Raw genomic sequence first — 17,344 nt, 5'->3', positions numbered from 1 at the left:
AATTATGACTTTACCAAATAAATGGCAAATTCAGCCATCAGAACTATTTGCAATGGGCCCTATAGTTCCCGTTTTAGTGATAAAAGATGTTAAAGATGCGTTACCCATTGCAGAAGCATTGTTAGCTGCTGATGTAAAAGTATTAGAAGTTACATTGCGAACTCCTGCAGCTTTAGAAGTGATCAGCATCATTGCTAAACATTTACCTGAAGCCATTATTGGTGCAGGAACCGTTACCAATCGTGAATTACTACAACAGTCTTACGATGCAGGGGCAAAGTTTGCAATCAGCCCTGGTTTAACAAAAGATTTATTACAAGCCGGTAAAGAAGGTAACTTAGCCTTAATCCCTGGTATTTCATCAATATCAGAATTAATGGATGGCATAGACTTAGGTTATGATCACCTTAAATTCTTTCCAGCAGAAGCTTCTGGTGGTGTTAAGGCCCTTCAATCAATCGGTGGCCCATTTCCAGATATTAAATTCTGCCCAACAGGCGGCATTAACATTAATAATATTAGAGATTACTTAGCATTGCCCAATGTAGTTTGCTGTGGCGGCTCTTGGTTAGTGTCTGATGAGATTGTTAAACAAGGTAATTGGCAAGAAATTACGCGTTTAGCTAAACAAGCGCTAGAACACGTAAAGTAGTATCTATTGCTACTTAGCTAGTTAAAAGCTTACATTATTTTAAAATATAAAAAACCAGGCGAATGCCTGGTTTTTTTTGTTAAGAGAACTGCAATTTAAATAATATTTAGCTAAACAATTACTTGAACACTCATGTCACACTCAAGTCACATTCAAGTCAGCTTAGAACTTGCCTGTTCTGTTCAGTGGTATCGCTTAATTAAAACTAGATTTTAGTTTCTGTTAATAACGGTAGCTCTAATCTCATACGTTGGCTATTGCGAATAAAATTGCTGCCAGTCTCAACCAACTCTCTACCTTCTTTGATCATAGCTTGGGCTTCAGTTTGTAATTTTTTTGACTTGGTAATCATTGAATTACCTTTTTTTACGTCATCAATTGCATCTTCCCACTTATCACCAATGGCAGTTAAACGATCTGCTTCATATTGAATTTCTTTTGGGCTTGTAGATGCACCAATTTGTTGAGACTCTAACTGATAGCTCTGTCTTGAACGAATAATAGTATCGCTAGCTATTTGAATGAGCGCTTCGCCTTCTCTTAGTTCAGTTCGTGATTTTTCTAGTGTTTTCTCACCTTTAATAATGAGTTTTTCACCTTTCTCTGAATATTTTTTTCCTTGTTCCCACATCCCATTAGGATCGTTAGCATAATCGCCAAGTTTTGGTGTTGAAACACAAGCTGTTAAAAAAGTAGCCGAGATAATTAATATTAAAAGTTTTTTCATAATTTATCCTTAGAATAAAGGGTTAAACAAAGGGTATGTGTTTAAATTTGTGTGTAAATTTAAGGGTATTATACTGCTATGGGAATCTAATATACAAAAAAGCCAGAATAAATCTGGCTTTAATATCGTAAAATTTTAACTCGCGGTTTTTATTTTGATATAAAAGTTGCCAAGTCTAAAATTTTATTTGAGTAGCCAATTTCATTATCATACCAAGAAACAACTTTAACAAAGGTATCGGTCAGTGCAATACCAGCTTCAGCATCAAAAACTGATGTGCATCTTTCGCCAATAAAGTCGTTAGAAACAACAGCATCTTCAGTGTAACCTAAAATGCCTTTTAACTTGCCTTCTGAAGCCGCTTTCATTGCCGCACATATTTCTTTGTAACTTGCTGGTTTTTCAAGGTTTACGGTTAAGTCTACAACAGACACATTCGGTGTAGGAACACGAAATGCCATACCTGTTAACTTACCGTTTAACTCAGGAATTACTTTGCCTACGGCTTTAGCAGCACCAGTTGATGAAGGTATAATGTTTTGTCCTGCACCACGACCACCACGCCAATCTTTTGCAGAAGGGCTATCAACGGTTTTTTGAGTCGCTGTAGTGGCATGAACTGTGGTCATTAAACCATCTTTAATGCCCCAGTTATCATTTAACACTTTAGCAATTGGCGCTAAACAGTTGGTCGTACAAGAAGCATTTGAAACAATGTCTTGTCCAGTATATTCAGTATGGTTAACACCCATAACAAACATTGGTGTATCGTCTTTAGACGGAGCAGAAAGAACAACTTTTTTTGCACCAGCTGTTATATGTTTACGCGCTGATTCATCTGTTAAAAATAAACCTGTTGATTCGACAACAACATCGACATCAACGTCATCCCACTTTAAATTAAGCGGATTGCGTTCGGCTGTCACTCGGACATTTTTACCGTTTACCACTAAATGACCATCAACGACGTCAACAGTACCGTTGAAACGACCGTGTGTAGAGTCATACTTAAGCATATAGGCAATATAATCTACATCGATTAAATCATTAATTGCGACTATTTCAACATCTGCTCTGGCAAATGCTTCTCTAAATACGAATCTACCAATACGACCAAACCCGTTGATCCCTACTTTAATTGTCATAATGAACCTTAAAAACAAGACTTAAATAATTTATGTAGTAAAATTACACCAATTTGTGAAAATTACAAGCTATAAATCGGTAAATCACAATATAAGTACATTTGTTGCTTGTTTTATTACGTATTGTTACTAAAATGTCTGCTAATTTAATAAGCACGAAAACATTTATTTGTTTTGGCTTATATTCAACGCATTATTTCTGTGTGTTGATGATGCTATAATGCATTCTATTTGAATTTTACTGGATATTTTATGATAAAGAACAACAGCGTATGTGATATTGGTTTTATAGGTTTAGGCGTTATGGGAAAAAATTTAGTGCTTAACTTAGCCGATAATGGTTACAGTATTGCCGCTTTTGATCTTGATATTAGTAAAGTTGAAGATGTTATTGCCCAAGATAAAGCAGAAAGTGGCTTATCTACAGCCCGTGTTGTTGGCTGTACTTCTTATACCGAATTATTGTCACGCTTAAAACCTCCACATCTTATAGTACTGTCAGTACCTGCTGGTGCGCCAGTTGATCAAGTTTGTGAAAACCTGATCGGTGCGGGTATTCAACCTGACGACATCGTAATTGATACTGGCAATAGCTTATGGGTAGATACCGTTGCACGTGAAAAGAAATATAAGAATAACTTTATTTTATTTTCTTCGGCTGTTTCAGGTGGAGAAGTAGGCGCAAGATTTGGTCCTGCGTTGATGCCTAGTGGCTCTCCTTATGCTTGGACGAGAATTAAGCCTATTTGGCAAGCTATAGCGGCGAAGGTGGATGCTAAAACAGGTAAACCGATAGAGCGAACAAAACCAGGTGAAATAGTTACAGAAGGTGAGCCTTGTGCAGCTTACATTGGTCCAGCAGGTGCTGGGCATTACGTGAAAATGGTACATAACGGTATTGAATACGCTGATATGCAAATTATCTGTGAAGCATATCAAATGATGCGAGATGGCTTAGGGCTAAACAGCGATGAAATTGCAGATATTTTTGCGCTGTGGAATAAAGGACCTTTAGAAAGTTACCTAATGGAAATATCTGTAGAAGTTTTACGTCACCGTGTGGGCGAAGCAGAAACTCCTTTAGTTGATTTAATTCTAGATAAAGCGGGTCAAAAGGGCACTGGATTGTGGACTGCTGTCAGTAGTTTAGAACTTGGAACTCCGGCACCCACAATAGCTCAGGCAGTTTATGCACGTTCAATTTCATCTTTTAAAGATTTACGTGTAAAAGCTTCAACTATTTTAGCAGGGCCAGAAATAACCGTTTTAAATGCTACCGAAAAGGAAGCATTTATTGAACAGTTGCATGGTGCGATTTACAGTGCAAAAATTTGTGCTTATGCACAAGGGTTTCAATTAATGAAACTTGCTGAAAAAGAACATAATTGGCAGTTAAATTTTTCAAGTATTGCTAAAATTTGGCGTGCTGGTTGCATTATTAGAGCAGCCTTTTTACAGTCAATAACAGATGCATTCGAACGTAACCCTGATTTAGACAACCTATTACTCGATGATTTCTTTGCTGAGCAATTAAGTAAACATCAAATAAACTGGCGTAAATCTGTTGCTAACTCAGCACTTATGGGGATTCCAACAGGCGCGATATCATCATCGTTATCTTATTACGACTCTATACGTTGTGCTGTGTTACCCGCAAATTTATTACAAGCTCAACGTGATTTCTTTGGTGCTCATACGTTTGAGAGAATTGATGTCAATACAGGGAAAAAATATCACGTTAACTGGTCAAGCGAATCACGTAATATAGTAGAAATTGGTTAAATTATCATTTGTGCGCTATCTAATTTTATTTAGATAGCGTTTTCTATCAATACATCAGTATTTATTTTTATCCATTGCCATATTCACCCCTTAAAACCTTTGTAACTTCATCGCACTTTTCGATACATATTAGTAAAACAAAAGTGCTTTTTAGCTCCTTAATGTCTCTAGTAGTCCATAGATAAATAAAAAATAGTTAGTATTTAAATAAAATTAATTTATTTGATTATTTATGCCTGAAAACCTCTGTAACCGGTAGCGAAATATTTCATGTTGCATTACAATATCTTCCGGATTTAGTAATTAAACATTACGACTTACAGCTTTACATTTTAATAACCCATCTTCAATTGACTGATATAAAAGGTTTACGCAATGACTTCTCATCTTGAGGAACAATACCAAACTAGTTGGCAAGAGCGCCAAACATTCGCTGAAAACATGCAGCCGATCACAGGACAATTATTTAGAAATAAAGGAATTGAAATTTCTATTTATGGTCGTCCACTAGTTAATGCTTCTGCTATCGACATTATTAAAGCTCACAGATCTGTGGCATTACACGAAGAAAACAAGTTGCGTTTACGCGAAAGTTTCCCATTTTTACAAGCGTTAGCCAAAATGGAATTAGCGCCTGCACGAATTGATGTAGGTAAATTAGCCTATCGTTACTTATTCAAGGGTGAAGCTAATGGCTTATCAATTGAACAGTTTTTAGAGAAAGAGCTGGCAACTATTGTTGCAAAGGGTAATGACGTACAAGAAACTAAAGACGTTGTACTGTATGGTTTTGGTCGTATTGGTCGTTTGCTTGCACGTTTACTTATTGAACGCGCAGGACCAAATGCTAAGTTAAATTTACGTGCGATTGTTATTCGTCCAGGTAAAGAAGATGATCTAGAAAAGCGTGCAAGTTTACTTCGTCGTGATTCTGTTCATGGTGCTTTTAATGGCAGCATTACTATTGATAAAGAAAATAACGTTATTAAAGCTAACGGCGCATTCATAAAAATTATTTATGCTAAATCACCATCTGAAATTGATTACACTGCATACGGCATCAATGATGCTTTAGTTGTTGATAATACGGGTATCTGGAGTGATGAAGAAGGCTTAGGTCAACATCTTCAATCAAAAGGTGTTGCTAAGGTGTTATTAACAGCACCAGCGAAAGGCGATATCAAAAATATCGTATTCGGTGTTAACGACGATATGATTTTAGCGGACGATAAAATTATCTCTGCAGCAAGTTGTACTACTAACGCGATAACACCTGTACTTAAAGCATTAAATGATGAGTTTGGTATTCGCAACGGTCATGTTGAAACTGTGCATTCATATACTAACGATCAAAACTTAATTGATAACTACCATCCAGCTCCTCGTCGTGGTCGCAGTGCTCCATTAAATATGGTTATCAGTACTACTGGCGCAGCTAAAGCGGTTGCAAAAGCATTACCAGAGTTAAAAGGTTTATTAACAGGAAATGCTATTCGAGTTCCTACGCCAAATGTTTCAATGGCTATTATGAATCTCAACTTGAAAAAAGAGACTGACAAAGCGGCATTGAATGATTACTTACGTAAGATTTCTTTGAACTCTAAATTACAAAATCAAGTTGACTACACTGCTTCTACAGAAATAGTTTCAACTGATTTAGTGGGTTCTCGTTACGCAGGTGTTGTTGACTCTCAAGCGACTATTGTGGATGGTGACCGTGCCGTGCTTTACGTTTGGTATGATAATGAATTTGGTTACAGCTGTCAGGTTGTGCGCGTAATGCTAGCAATGGCTGATATTAACGTACCAACATTACCGGTTAACTAAGCGAACATTTCAAGTTTTTAAATGTTCAAATAAAGCTTATGCAATCAGGGGTGTTTTTATTTAACCTGATTAATTAACAAGAAGCGTTTACCTGATAGGTAAGCGCTTTTTTTTATGGCTAAATACTGATCAACGCTAAAGTCTTAGCGCATGTTGTCGATATATGATTATAGGTTATTAAAGTGATTAATTATAAGGTGGAGTAAAATGTCAGTAGAATTAAATACAAATAATACAGTTCCTATGAGCACTGAAACTATACTCGCAGTTAAAAGTGCTAACCTAAGTAAGTCACAAACCGAGTTAGAAGGTCAGATGGCATTAGCACTTATTGAATCTGCATCTGTTGGTAACGAAGGCTTAGCTGTTGTCGGTAATATTGGTCAAAATATCAATATTAAAGCCTAGGTCATTTAACGTTTCTTAAGAAAGGCATTTATTAACAGCTTAAGTTTGCGCAGTTTAGCTAATGCAACTCACTAACACATCACATTTAAATCTTCACAACTTACACAGTATTCTTATCAATTTGAGTAAATTAACGCTTAAATACATCTAGCAGGTTTCGGTAAACCCGCATATTTGGTTGCTTGTTTGGCTGGGCCTTCTTTAAATAAACGATATAAATATCGGCTACTGGCTTTTTCTTCGCCAAACTCAGCTTTCATAGCTTTAGTTAAAGCGCGTATCGCAGGAGAAGTGTTATAAGTTAAGTAGAAGTCTCTAACAAAGCGAATAACTTCCCAATGAGCTTCTAACAGTTCAATGTCATCAGATTCAGCTAACAGAGCTGCAATGTCTTCATTCCATTGCGTAAAATCAAGCAAATAGCCTTGCTTGTCGGTGGCTATATTTTGGTTGTTATAAGTTATTGTCATGACCAGGTAATCGAGTTGTCGTGTTTAAAAAGTAAGGTAACTACTTCAGTTAATGTCGTCGGGATAAAATCGCTATGACTACTGTTCTGAGCACGTGCACTTGCGTGTTCGCTTACAACGTAGGCAGTTAACTCAGGGTCATCTTTCAGCGCTTTGAGTAATGAAGCATGGCTTAAGTTATAACAGCCGTCATCCATTAATAATATATTGTCTTGTGGTAACAACATGCTAAGGCACTGTACTAGTGCATTACTGCTATAGCCTGAACTTCTAATAATATGTAGCGTTGCCATGTTAAAACCTGTAAATCACGTTGTGTTGATGTAAGCGTTGACTAAAATCTTTATTGGACAATACCTGTATATTATTCATATGAAAATTTTCAGATAAATTTCTTTCTTGTAATGATGTTTTACAAACATATATATTTTCAATGTCATAAAACTCTAATGCTGAAAACGTTTTCAAATAATCTTTAATTTCTATGGCTGAAGCGTTTTGATCCCCGATCACCTGAAATACACCATCACCTAAAAAGAATAACGATGTAGCTTGTTCATAAGAGCCAAAAATTAATGCCGCATCTAACGCTTCTTTTCCTACAGCTGTTGAAAAGGGCGCTTGTGTATTGATGATAGCGATTGTTTTATCACGAGGTTTATTTTCAATCATTATAATTGCACCACGCGTTCAGCTTTACTGGTTAACTCAACTAACTCACCTAAGCCTGACACTATAAAAGCTGGGTCTATATTTGAAAGCGCTTGGTTGCTAATATCATCACTTAAACCACGTTTTTCTGCAGCAGTAATACATAAATATAACGGTACACTATATTCACGGTTTAACGCTTGCCATTGTATTAATGTTTGATATTCATCACTAGGAATAGATAAATTTTTTGCTGCATTTAATACACCGTCTTGATAAAAAAAGACACCTAAAATTTCAACATCGTTATTAACAGCGGCACGAACAAGGTTAATTGCACTGGTGGTTAAGTTACTGTGAGGTGGAGTAGTAACCACCAAAGCCAATGTGTTTTTCATGTTTTGCCTTGTGCTATCGCAATGTTATTAAAAAATAGATAATAAAAAAGCCTCAATAATGAGGCTTTATATTTTATACGGTAAGTATAAACAATTACTAATCACATTAAATGATTTTTTAACTGCTTATTAGTCATCGCCGCCTAGAACACCTAAAAGGCTTAATAAGTGCACAAAAATATTATAAATATTTAAGTATAAAGAAACAGTTGCACGAATATAGTTTGTTTCACCACCATGAATAATGCGGCTTGTATCAAACAAAATCAAACCTGACATAATCATAATAATTGCAGCACTAATCGCTAACGAAAGAGCCGGAATTTGGAAAAAGATGTTTGCTACCATTGCAATTACAGCAACGATTAAACCAACCATTAAAAAACCACCCATAAATGAGAAGTCTTTTTTGCTCGTTAAAGCGTAACCAGAAAGAGCAAAGAAAATTAATGCGGTTCCACCTAATGCTTGCATAATCATTGATGCGCCGTTTGGCATTGCAGCATAATAATTAAGCATAGGGCCTAAAGATGCACCCATTAAGCCAGTGAAGGCAAAAATCCAAAAAATACCACTCGCTTTATCGGCATTTTTATTTACAACAAATAATAAACCGAATGAAACTAAGGTCATTACTAAGGCAGCCATATGAGACAAGCCCATCGCCATAGAAACACCAGCAGTTACGGCACTAAACGCCAAAGTCATTGAAAGTAACATGTAGGTGTTTTTTAGAACCTTGTTAATTTCAATCGCTGAACTTCTACTAGCATTTACACTAATATTTGATTGCATAAAATTTCCTCTAAGTATGCTAAATATATTTTTTAGATGTGGGCAAATGTTAAAAGTTCAAGGGTAAATCAAATATTTAACCTTTAATTCATCTGTATAGATGATAAATAACTATTAACCACATTGACATATTATGGCACGCTATATTTTTAAATACTATCTTTAACCTTGTTGAAACTCATCGATAATTTGTGAGCGTTTGTAACAGTCGCTGCTATGGTCGTTCACCATGCCACAAGCTTGCATATGCGCATAACAAATCGTAGAGCCTACAAATTTAAAACCTCGCTTTTTTAAGTCTTTACTCCAAGCATCTGATTCTTTAGTGGTAGCAGGGTAGTCAGCTGGTTTTGCCCAATGACCAACAATAGTTTTATGGTTAACAAAGCTCCACATATAATGACTAAAACTGCCAAACTCTTTTTGTATTTCTATAAACAGTTTAGCATTATTAATCGCGGCAAGAATTTTACCTCTATGGCGAATAATCTCACTATTTAATACTAACTCTTCAACTTTAGCATCGTTGAAAAGGGCAACTTTATTCACGTCAAAGTTCTCAAATGCGGTTCGATACCCTTCGCGACGTTTTAAAATTGTGTACCAACTTAATCCTGCCTGCGCAGATTCAAGAGTTAAATTTTCAAATAGTTTTTGATCATCATAAATAGGGATTCCCCATTCTTCATCATGATAAGCAACGTAATCGTCTTTAGTTGTATCTAACCACGAACAGCGACATAGATTTTTTTCACTCACTAGCATTCCTTAATATGAAAATCGGTCTTATCTGCTCAAATAAATGGCAAATTGTTGATTTTTTTAGCAAACAAACTTTTTTATAGAATAAATCCTTTACAAGAGAATTTCGAGCCTTTATTATTCGCCCCGTTCTGAAGCAGCAATGCTTTTGAACTTCAGGTGAGATGGCTGAGTGGTCGAAAGCACCGGTCTTGAAAACCGGCAAGGGTTTGTAGCCCTTCTAGAGTTCAAATCTCTATCTCACCGCCACATTCTAAGGGCTGCACAAAGTGCAGCCCTTTTTCCTTTTTGGCACTTCCGAATACTTTCCGAATATAATTTACATTAAACACTAAAGTTTTATGAATTCATCATAATCTTTGGTTTCTTCAATGGCTGATTTTAGCCGTGCATAATAATCTTGTTTAACTTTTGATTTTAATGGCAACTGCATAAGTACTTTAGAGTAACCTTGTTTAGCCGATAGGCTTTATAAATTTGTTAGCTGTTATGCACCTAAAAATCTCTTGGTGCAGTGTCAATTAATATGCTTCTATTAGATATTTTTGTTTAATTGATATAAAGTTCATTTTTAAAATGACGCTTTAAAAATTTCAAGTAGAATAGTGTCCATAATCCCATATTGCCAATATATCTGTTCAAGAAGAGCTATTTAAAATAATGAAAAAAACTATAAAAATGGATCGATATAATAAAAAAATATTGACGATATTACACCGTGAAGCTGACTTAACAAATGCGGAATTAGCTGAAAGAGTAAACCTTTCTGTTAGTGCATGTTTTCAACGAGTGAGAATGTTGAAAGAATCGGGCTATTTCAGAACCTTTCATGCTGATATTAATGTAGAGCTTATTTGCGAACACGTTCTGGCATACTTAGAATTTACACTTAATGACAATAGTGCAAAGGTGAGGCGAGAATTTGAAAAAGCTGTAATCAAAATTCCTGAAATAATGGACTGTATGAAATTAAGTGGGGAAACTGATTACTTGTCCTTCTGTTGCTTTACTAATACTCAAAAACTTAATGAAGTTTGTGAGTCATTAAGCTCAAATGAAAGTCTTTCAATTAAAAGAATAACTCCAAAGATAATTCTAGATCGACCTAAGTATTTCTTAGGCTTTCCATTAGATAATCTAAAATGGCATGATGAGATAGTTGTGGATGATTAATGTAAGCTAAAATACGGCAAGAAACTTAAAAGTATATTTATTATATTATGGCTATAACTTAAATCTTAGTTTCTTTTTGTACCGTATTTTAGTGCTAACAGACTACATGCGATGTTAAATGTTATTGTTTTTCATCTGATGTAAATGGTTTAGAGGTTAAAAACATTTTTTTCGGAATTTTTATTAATATCACATAAACCAATCCGGTTAAAATAATCGCATCTAAAACAGATATGCCGGTCAGATTAAGCCAATCGTAACGGCCATTTAGCACCGAAATTAGTGCACCCATGATCCAAGCAATAAATGCCGGTATAGAAAATTGGCGATTATTAGCAAGCGTCTCTAAGTTATAAGCGTGACCTTTAATAAAGATAAAATCAACGATAATGACACCGGCTACAGGAACAAATATAGTCGATAAGAAAGATAAGAAGCTGAGGAAATTATCCAGAATATTCATGAACGCCGCTAACACACCAATAAGCCCTAAAACTATCGTGATCACTTTTTGATTAAACTTGGGAAAAGTGGCAACTATACTTAAGGTTGTGCTGTATAAATTAAGAGAATTTAACACCCAGCAGCCAGTGATAATAATAACAAAAGCTAACAAACCTAAATTTAAACTTAACATCAAATCCAGTACATCTGTGATGCCTGATGCACTCGCTGAAAAGCCTGTGACAAACAGCACTAGTAATTGGGCAGCTCCATAAGACCAAAAAGCAATTTGAAAGCCTCCTGTTTTTTGTTTCGAAAACCTTGCTATATCGGGTAGGATTATTGCACCAATTATAATTACACCGACAATAGAAGCTACTCCTTCACTCAAACTTAATGTGGATGTTTTCTCCAATACCCAATATTGCGCTATAGTCATTTCTTCAAGGGAACCAACAAACATTTTCATAGTCACTAAGACTAATACAGGGATAAGCAACGTTGATATAATATTAATCGCTTTAAAACCATATAATGTTGTTGTTATCATGCATATACCAGCAAAAATTTCAATGGACCATTCTGGTATTACGATATTAAATTGCGCGTCTAATAATCGCAAAACGGCATCTGAAAATAAATCAATATTAACGCCAAACCAACCGAGTAATGATATGGCGAAAGCAATATTTACAATTGCAGCGCCAGCATTACCAAAAGCAATTCTGACCAATAAATACGAACTTAGCCTACTTTTTATGCCAATAGTTCCCATCACTCCGCCGATAAAAATCAGTAAAACAGAGCCTATTAATAAGGCGAGCAGAGCATCATGAACGGTAAGTGCCTGCTGAATTTCCAACCCTGTTATAAACGTAGGTAAAGAAAAGCTGATCATGGCTGAGATTGATGCAATTCTGGGCCAAGATACGAGCTCACTGTCGCTGATTTTTAGTTCACTATAGTCATTACTTTCATTCAAAATATGCTTATCCCTGATATATGTGCGGAGCAATATAAATTCTAAAACACTTAAGCCCCAAGACTTTACGTATAATGATTAAAATTCAATAATTAATTGATGTCAATCATCACAAAAACGCTATAAATATTTTGCTGCTAATTTATTTGGGTACAATCACTATTTTTCGTTTTTGTTAACTTAGGTAAAATATTTCTAATCGGTGTAAGAACAACTGCACCTAAAGCCATACTCCTTTGAGCATTCCAACCTTCAATTTTATTCGGTTGATATTTATTATCCGTGAATGGCATCTCGATAGTTAAAGACAAACAATTGAAATATTCACCGACTTGATTACAAGCAATACGTAAATCTCCTGCACCGGGCAAATTGGCTTTATAGCCGTTTTCAACGCAGAAGTCAGGGGTTGCCTTGTTAAATTGGGCTCGGAAAAATGTATCAAGTAAAGCAAGTTCTTTGGTGTAACTAGGATTACCTTCACTACCAGCAATAAAGGCGTAAGGTATGTCTTCATCACCGTGTATATCTAAAAATAAATCAACCCCTATTGATTTCATCTGCTCGAATACAAAGTGTGATTCAGGAGCTGTTAGTTTATTAGGGTTTAACCAAGAGCGATTAAGATCAATGCCTGCTCCGTTGGTTCTCAGGTTGCCAGCAATAGCACCATCAGGGTTCATACTTGGCACTATGTAAAAAGTAGCGGCATCTAATAAGGCTTTATTTTGTAGACTAGTGCCACTTAATATTTTTTTCAGCAAGCCTTCAATAAACCATTCTGCCATTGTTTCAGCAGGGTGCTGCCTCGCAATAATCCAAATGTTTTTTTTATCGTTTGAGCGGGTACCTATTTGCAATAACTCAATTTGATTTTGCTCAAGGGTTTCACAATAGCTTAATAAAGTGCAGTTATCTTGAGTTAAGGACCATGAAATTAAATCGAGGTGCCTTTCGTATGAATAGGGTTCAAATAAAGCGAAATAGGCAATATCACGTTCAGCTTGAAGATTGAAACTTAAGGTTTCTCCGTTATAGGAAGTGGGCACTCTAAACCAGCTTTTTCGATCATAAGATGCAACGATAGAGCATGTCGGCCAAGCTTCAGGATAAGAAACGGTGCTTGCATTCGCTATCTCAAAATTACAGCGTATATTTTTTATGCCGGTAGCTCGAAAGTAAAACCATTGTTTTTCATCTGACTTTGAATCTTTTTTTATATTTAAACTTACTTTTTCTAATGAAATATCAATTACTTCAATGTTTCCACCGTCAAAATTATCATCGACCCTAAGCATTTTATTCACCTTAAACGGTTATATTCGCAAATAAGCAAATGCTACTGGTGTTGATATTTTTCTACAAGTGGCAATGATCGTTGAAACATTTAACACATGATAATTTTTGATAAAGGAAATTTAAAAAACTAATTTTGTTTGTTTATGTGCTGTATACAAAATATTAATTTCCTCCTGTCTCTTATAATTTAGATATGACAAAAAATACTACGTTGGTATTACTTTGAAACTACTAGATAAGGAAAGAAATGAGGATACTTAACCGTGAAGAACTTTCAGACATTTTATATGGCTGTGCTATTTTAGGTACCGGCGGTGGCGGTGATATTAAGGAAGGTTTTCAGTATATCGATGAAGCGCTAAGTGCAGGCAAGGAGTTCAAACTGATTAGCATTGATGACGTGCCAGATGGCGAATACCTATGCACCCCTTATCTGCTAGGCGCTATTTCACCATTATCCACTGAAGAAGAAAAAAAATATAGTTACTTGGCCAAAAGTAACGAGATGCCAATGATGACAGCTTTTAAACGCCTGAAAGCTTATAGTGGGCACAACTATTACGGTACTATTTGTTGTGAGTTAGGAGGAGCGAATACCGCTATTTCATTTTACTTAGCAGCGATGACCGATTGTTATATTATTGATGCCGACCCCGCTGGTAGAGCTGTACCAGAAATAACACACTCTACTTATTATTTTAATGATTTACCCGCTGCACCTATTATAGCTACCAATGAATTTGGTGAGTGTTTTATATGTGAAAATATTATTGATGATATGAGAGCTGAGACGGTTGTTCGCGCTTTATCAAAGGTGAGTAGAAATAATATTTCAGCAATTGATCATGCTCTACCTGTAGAAGTTTTGAAAGGAGCTGTGATTGAAGGTACCATTTCTAAAGCATTAGCCATTGGTAAAGCGCTTCGAATAGCCAAAGCACAGAACACTGATTTAGCTGAGGTAATTGCTGAAAATGGCGGCGGTTATGTTGCTTTTAAGGGAGCTGTTAGTGACTTTAACTTCGAAACCACTGGAGGCTTTACTTTAGGTAATATTTATATTGCGGGCAGCGATGAACACCAAGGAAACACTTACCATATTTCAGTAAAAAACGAAAATATGGTATCACGACTAAATGGTGAAGTTGACGTAACTATTCCAGATCTTATTTGTTGTATCGACCTTGATAAAGGCGAACCAATATCAAACCCCCATTATAAGCTAGATATGAATGTAGCTGTCATTATTCTTCCAGCAGCCAAAGAATTTACTACTGAAAGAGGTTTAAAGGCTTTTGGGCCTGCCTATGTCGGTTTAGATGCACCCTATAAGCCAGCAATTTCCAATATCAAATAATAACTATATTTACACTTACAATTATTCTAGGAAGAAATTATGAACAATAAAGTTACTCATGTTTTTGCAAAGTCGGTTATATGCATAGCTATTACGTCATCTTTTGGTGTTTCTACGTTAAGTTTTGCACAAGATACACCCGCCGAAGTCCAGACTAAAGCCCAAGGTATTGAAGTTATTGCCGTTACGGCTAGTCGACGTAAATCAAGTATCCAAGAAGCGCCGATGAATATCACGGCACTTGATGGTGATACGATGAAAGATCAAAACATTACAGAATTATCAGATGTTGCTCGCTGGGTACCTGGCTTAACCGTTCCTGACCAAGGTGGTCGAACAGGCTCTCCTATTATTGTACGTGGTTTAAATACCAATGCATCAGGTCCTGATACCGATGGCGGCACAGTTGCCACCTATATAGGTGAAATACCTTTAAGTGTTGATATGAAAATACTTGATGTTGAGCGTGTTGAAGTATTAATTGGTCCACAAGGTACATTGTATGGTGCCGGTACTTTAGGAGGTGCAATCAGATACTTACCGAATAAACCAGTACTAGATGAGACCTCAGGTAGCATTTATGGTCAGGTATCTTCTTTAGCACAAAGTGACGATACCGGCTCAGAAGGCGGTTTTGTTTTTAACACCCCTATTATTGATGATGAATTCGGTGTACGTATCGCGTTTAACTATTTAAATGACCCAGGATTTATTGATTACAATTATTTGGTTGGTGAACCCGGTGTTTCGATAACCGATCCAAATTGGTCTGATGCCGATGAAGTCAACAGTAACATAAAGCGTAAAAAAGATGTTAATGACGAACAAACTACAACGGCGCGTATTATGTTTCGTTGGACTCCTAATGATGATATAGACACTACGCTGTCTTATTTTTATCAAAAACAAGACATTGGTGGACGTTCGATTGCTCATGGAAATAGCTTAAGTGATGATAATCCACTTTCTGCTATTATTGGTGACTATGAATCGGCTTATCGTGTTGAAGAACCAATGACTAATGAAACCTCGTTAATCAGTTTAGAAATTAGTGCTGATTTGGGTTTTGCTGAATTGGTTTCAGCAACGGGTTATTCAAAATCTGATTCAGATGGTCAACGTGATCAAACCGATTTATTAATTAGCTTAGATTATAGCTATGAAGAATTTCCAGCATTTACTGCGTTTACCCGTGACATTGATAGCAAAAAAGTCTTTACAGAAGAACTTCGCTTAGTATCAACAAGTGAATCTGATCTCTCTTGGGTCGTGGGTGCTTTCTACAATAAACAAGAAAAAACCAACGAAGGTAAAGAATTTACCCCAGGGTTTGGTGAATATGCTGTTGAATATTGGGGTGCAGATCAAGCAAGACCTGATAATTTAGAATATATTCAACAAAGAGAAGAAGAAATTATCGAAAAAGCCATTTTTGGTGAAATAAATTATCAAGCCACTGAGCAGTTATCACTAACATTTGGTGCACGTTTTTATGATTATAAAGTTACCTCTGCCATTGGCACTGATTTACCATTACTAAATACGTTGTTTTTCGGTGCTGGCCCTGACGACATTTTTATCGACTTACAAAGTAGCACCTCAAGCGAAAGTGGTAATATCTTCAAGTTTAATGCTGATTATAAATTCAATGATGATGTTATGCTGTACGCTACCGTCAGCGAGGGGTATCGCTTAGGCGGCTCAAACGGTGTTCCAGCTTGTCTTAATGATGACGATGTATACCAAAATATCTGTGGGACACCAGATGAAATGTCCTATAATCCTGATGAAATAACTAACTATGAACTCGGTTTTAAGAGTACTTGGTTAAGTAATCAATTTCATTTTAATGCCGCTGTTTTCATGGTTGATTGGACCGATGCGCAGGTTGGTACTTTCGCAGAAACTGGTGGTGTTGATGTCACGGTTAATGCAGCATCAGCAGACGCGCGCGGGTTAGAAATCTCAACTAGAGCACTCATAACCGATCAGTTAACAGGTTTTGCTACTTATGCTTATACCTCATCAGAACTTTCAGCTGATGCGCCGCTGTTAGATGATGGCCTTGGTAATAAAGCATTGGATGGTGCAAGATTACCTGGTACGCCAGAACACCAATTCTCGCTTGGTTTAACCTACATGACAGAAATTACTGATGATATTGGTTTAGATGTTAATTACGGTTTAACTTATCAAAGTGATGTTTATTCTCAGGTCGGTTTATTAAATATGGGTGAAGCGCTTCCGGGTTATGCATTAAGTAATATGTCAGCGATTTTCAGCAAAGATAGTTGGAAAGTTACCTTGTATGTAGACAATATGTTTGATAAATATGCCTATGCTTCGGTGAGACGCACAGCTGCAGATATTACTGTTAACAATGATCCTAGTATTCAGCGTTATTATGGTCATTATGTGGTAACTCCTCGTAAAGTCGGTTTACGTTTTGAATATTTATTTGATTTATAAAAT

Annotated in this window: 17 protein-coding genes and 1 tRNA gene; 8 read left to right on the top strand and 10 right to left on the bottom strand. The window is 36.2% G+C overall.

All coding sequences use genetic code 11. The features are described 5' to 3' along the window. Positions 1–4 precede the first annotated feature (4 nt). Positions 5–652, top strand: coding sequence for a bifunctional 4-hydroxy-2-oxoglutarate aldolase/2-dehydro-3-deoxy-phosphogluconate aldolase (locus DBO93_RS09565; protein ID WP_108456144.1), 648 nt, complete (start codon positions 5–7; stop codon positions 650–652). A gap of 205 nt (positions 653–857) precedes the next feature. Here DBO93_RS09565 and DBO93_RS09560 read toward each other — a convergent pair whose 3' ends face one another. Then, positions 858–1,379, bottom strand: a complete 522-nt coding sequence (locus tag DBO93_RS09560; RefSeq protein WP_108456143.1) for a hypothetical protein — start codon at positions 1,377–1,379, stop codon at positions 858–860. Positions 1,380–1,528: 149 nt separating this feature from the next. Beyond that, positions 1,529–2,524: a type I glyceraldehyde-3-phosphate dehydrogenase gene (gene gap, locus DBO93_RS09555; RefSeq protein ID WP_108456142.1), complete on the bottom strand. Its 996-nt coding sequence runs from the start codon at positions 2,522–2,524 to the stop codon at positions 1,529–1,531. 252 nt (positions 2,525–2,776) lie between these two features. Between gap and gndA the strand changes: the two genes are divergently transcribed. From gndA to DBO93_RS09540, 3 genes are all read left to right on the top strand, one after another. Next, entirely contained in the window at positions 2,777–4,306 is a 1,530-nt protein-coding gene (gndA, locus tag DBO93_RS09550) for an NADP-dependent phosphogluconate dehydrogenase (protein WP_108456141.1), read from the top strand. A gap of 375 nt (positions 4,307–4,681) precedes the next feature. Next, positions 4,682–6,133 (top strand): glyceraldehyde-3-phosphate dehydrogenase, encoded by a 1,452-nt coding sequence (locus tag DBO93_RS09545; protein ID WP_108456140.1) that lies wholly within the window; start codon positions 4,682–4,684, stop codon positions 6,131–6,133. 207 nt (positions 6,134–6,340) lie between these two features. Next, positions 6,341–6,541: a hypothetical protein gene (locus DBO93_RS09540; RefSeq protein WP_108456139.1), complete on the top strand. Its 201-nt coding sequence runs from the start codon at positions 6,341–6,343 to the stop codon at positions 6,539–6,541. Positions 6,542–6,678: 137 nt separating this feature from the next. Here DBO93_RS09540 and DBO93_RS09535 read toward each other — a convergent pair whose 3' ends face one another. The 6 genes from DBO93_RS09535 to DBO93_RS09510 all read right to left on the bottom strand — a co-directional run bounded on the left by DBO93_RS09535 (position 6,679) and on the right by DBO93_RS09510 (position 9,614). Then, positions 6,679–7,011: a TusE/DsrC/DsvC family sulfur relay protein gene (locus tag DBO93_RS09535; protein WP_204100614.1), complete on the bottom strand. Its 333-nt coding sequence runs from the start codon at positions 7,009–7,011 to the stop codon at positions 6,679–6,681. Beyond that, entirely contained in the window at positions 7,008–7,304 is a 297-nt protein-coding gene (tusB, locus tag DBO93_RS09530) for a sulfurtransferase complex subunit TusB (protein WP_108456137.1), read from the bottom strand. Before tusB ends, DBO93_RS09535 begins: the two co-directional genes overlap by 4 nt. A 1-nt stretch (position 7,305) precedes the next feature. Beyond that, positions 7,306–7,683, bottom strand: a complete 378-nt coding sequence (gene tusC, locus DBO93_RS09525) for a sulfurtransferase complex subunit TusC (RefSeq protein ID WP_108456136.1) — start codon at positions 7,681–7,683, stop codon at positions 7,306–7,308. Then, positions 7,683–8,060 carry a sulfurtransferase complex subunit TusD gene (gene tusD / locus DBO93_RS09520; protein ID WP_108456135.1) on the bottom strand — a complete coding sequence of 126 codons (378 nt, stop codon included), beginning with the start codon at positions 8,058–8,060 and terminating at the stop codon, positions 7,683–7,685. Before tusD ends, tusC begins: the two co-directional genes overlap by 1 nt. Before the next feature lie 129 nt (positions 8,061–8,189). Beyond that, a complete protein-coding gene (locus DBO93_RS09515; protein WP_108456134.1) occupies positions 8,190–8,855 on the bottom strand; it encodes a Bax inhibitor-1/YccA family protein in 666 nt (221 codons plus the stop codon). A 162-nt stretch (positions 8,856–9,017) separates the two neighbouring features. Next, a complete protein-coding gene (locus DBO93_RS09510) occupies positions 9,018–9,614 on the bottom strand; it encodes a DNA-3-methyladenine glycosylase I (protein ID WP_108456133.1) in 597 nt (198 codons plus the stop codon). Between the two features lie 161 nt (positions 9,615–9,775). Between DBO93_RS09510 and DBO93_RS09505 the strand changes: the two genes are divergently transcribed. Together DBO93_RS09505 and DBO93_RS09500 are read left to right on the top strand one after the other, a co-directional pair. Then, positions 9,776–9,866: transfer RNA gene (locus DBO93_RS09505), tRNA-Ser, on the top strand. A gap of 411 nt (positions 9,867–10,277) precedes the next feature. Then, positions 10,278–10,790: an Lrp/AsnC family transcriptional regulator gene (locus DBO93_RS09500; RefSeq protein ID WP_108456132.1), complete on the top strand. Its 513-nt coding sequence runs from the start codon at positions 10,278–10,280 to the stop codon at positions 10,788–10,790. Between the two features lie 121 nt (positions 10,791–10,911). On the opposite strand, the gene DBO93_RS09495 is transcribed toward DBO93_RS09500, so the two are convergent. Continuing rightward, positions 10,912–12,216, bottom strand: a complete 1,305-nt coding sequence (locus DBO93_RS09495; RefSeq protein ID WP_239058950.1) for a cytosine permease — start codon at positions 12,214–12,216, stop codon at positions 10,912–10,914. Between the two features lie 137 nt (positions 12,217–12,353). Then, positions 12,354–13,514, bottom strand: coding sequence for a M14-type cytosolic carboxypeptidase (locus tag DBO93_RS09490; RefSeq protein ID WP_108456131.1), 1,161 nt, complete (start codon positions 13,512–13,514; stop codon positions 12,354–12,356). A 248-nt stretch (positions 13,515–13,762) separates the two neighbouring features. Between DBO93_RS09490 and DBO93_RS09485 the strand changes: the two genes are divergently transcribed. Both DBO93_RS09485 and DBO93_RS09480 read left to right on the top strand, forming a co-directional pair. Next, positions 13,763–14,872 (top strand): DUF917 domain-containing protein, encoded by a 1,110-nt coding sequence (locus DBO93_RS09485; protein ID WP_108456130.1) that lies wholly within the window; start codon positions 13,763–13,765, stop codon positions 14,870–14,872. 39 nt (positions 14,873–14,911) lie between these two features. Then, positions 14,912–17,341, top strand: a complete 2,430-nt coding sequence (locus DBO93_RS09480) for a TonB-dependent receptor (RefSeq protein WP_108456129.1) — start codon at positions 14,912–14,914, stop codon at positions 17,339–17,341. Positions 17,342–17,344 lie beyond the last annotated feature (3 nt).

The organism is Colwellia sp. Arc7-D (assembly GCF_003061515.1).
Taxonomy (GTDB): domain Bacteria; phylum Pseudomonadota; class Gammaproteobacteria; order Enterobacterales; family Alteromonadaceae; genus Cognaticolwellia.
The sequence above is the reverse complement of the archived record's forward strand: the minus strand, read 5'-3'. Positions and strand labels throughout refer to the sequence as shown.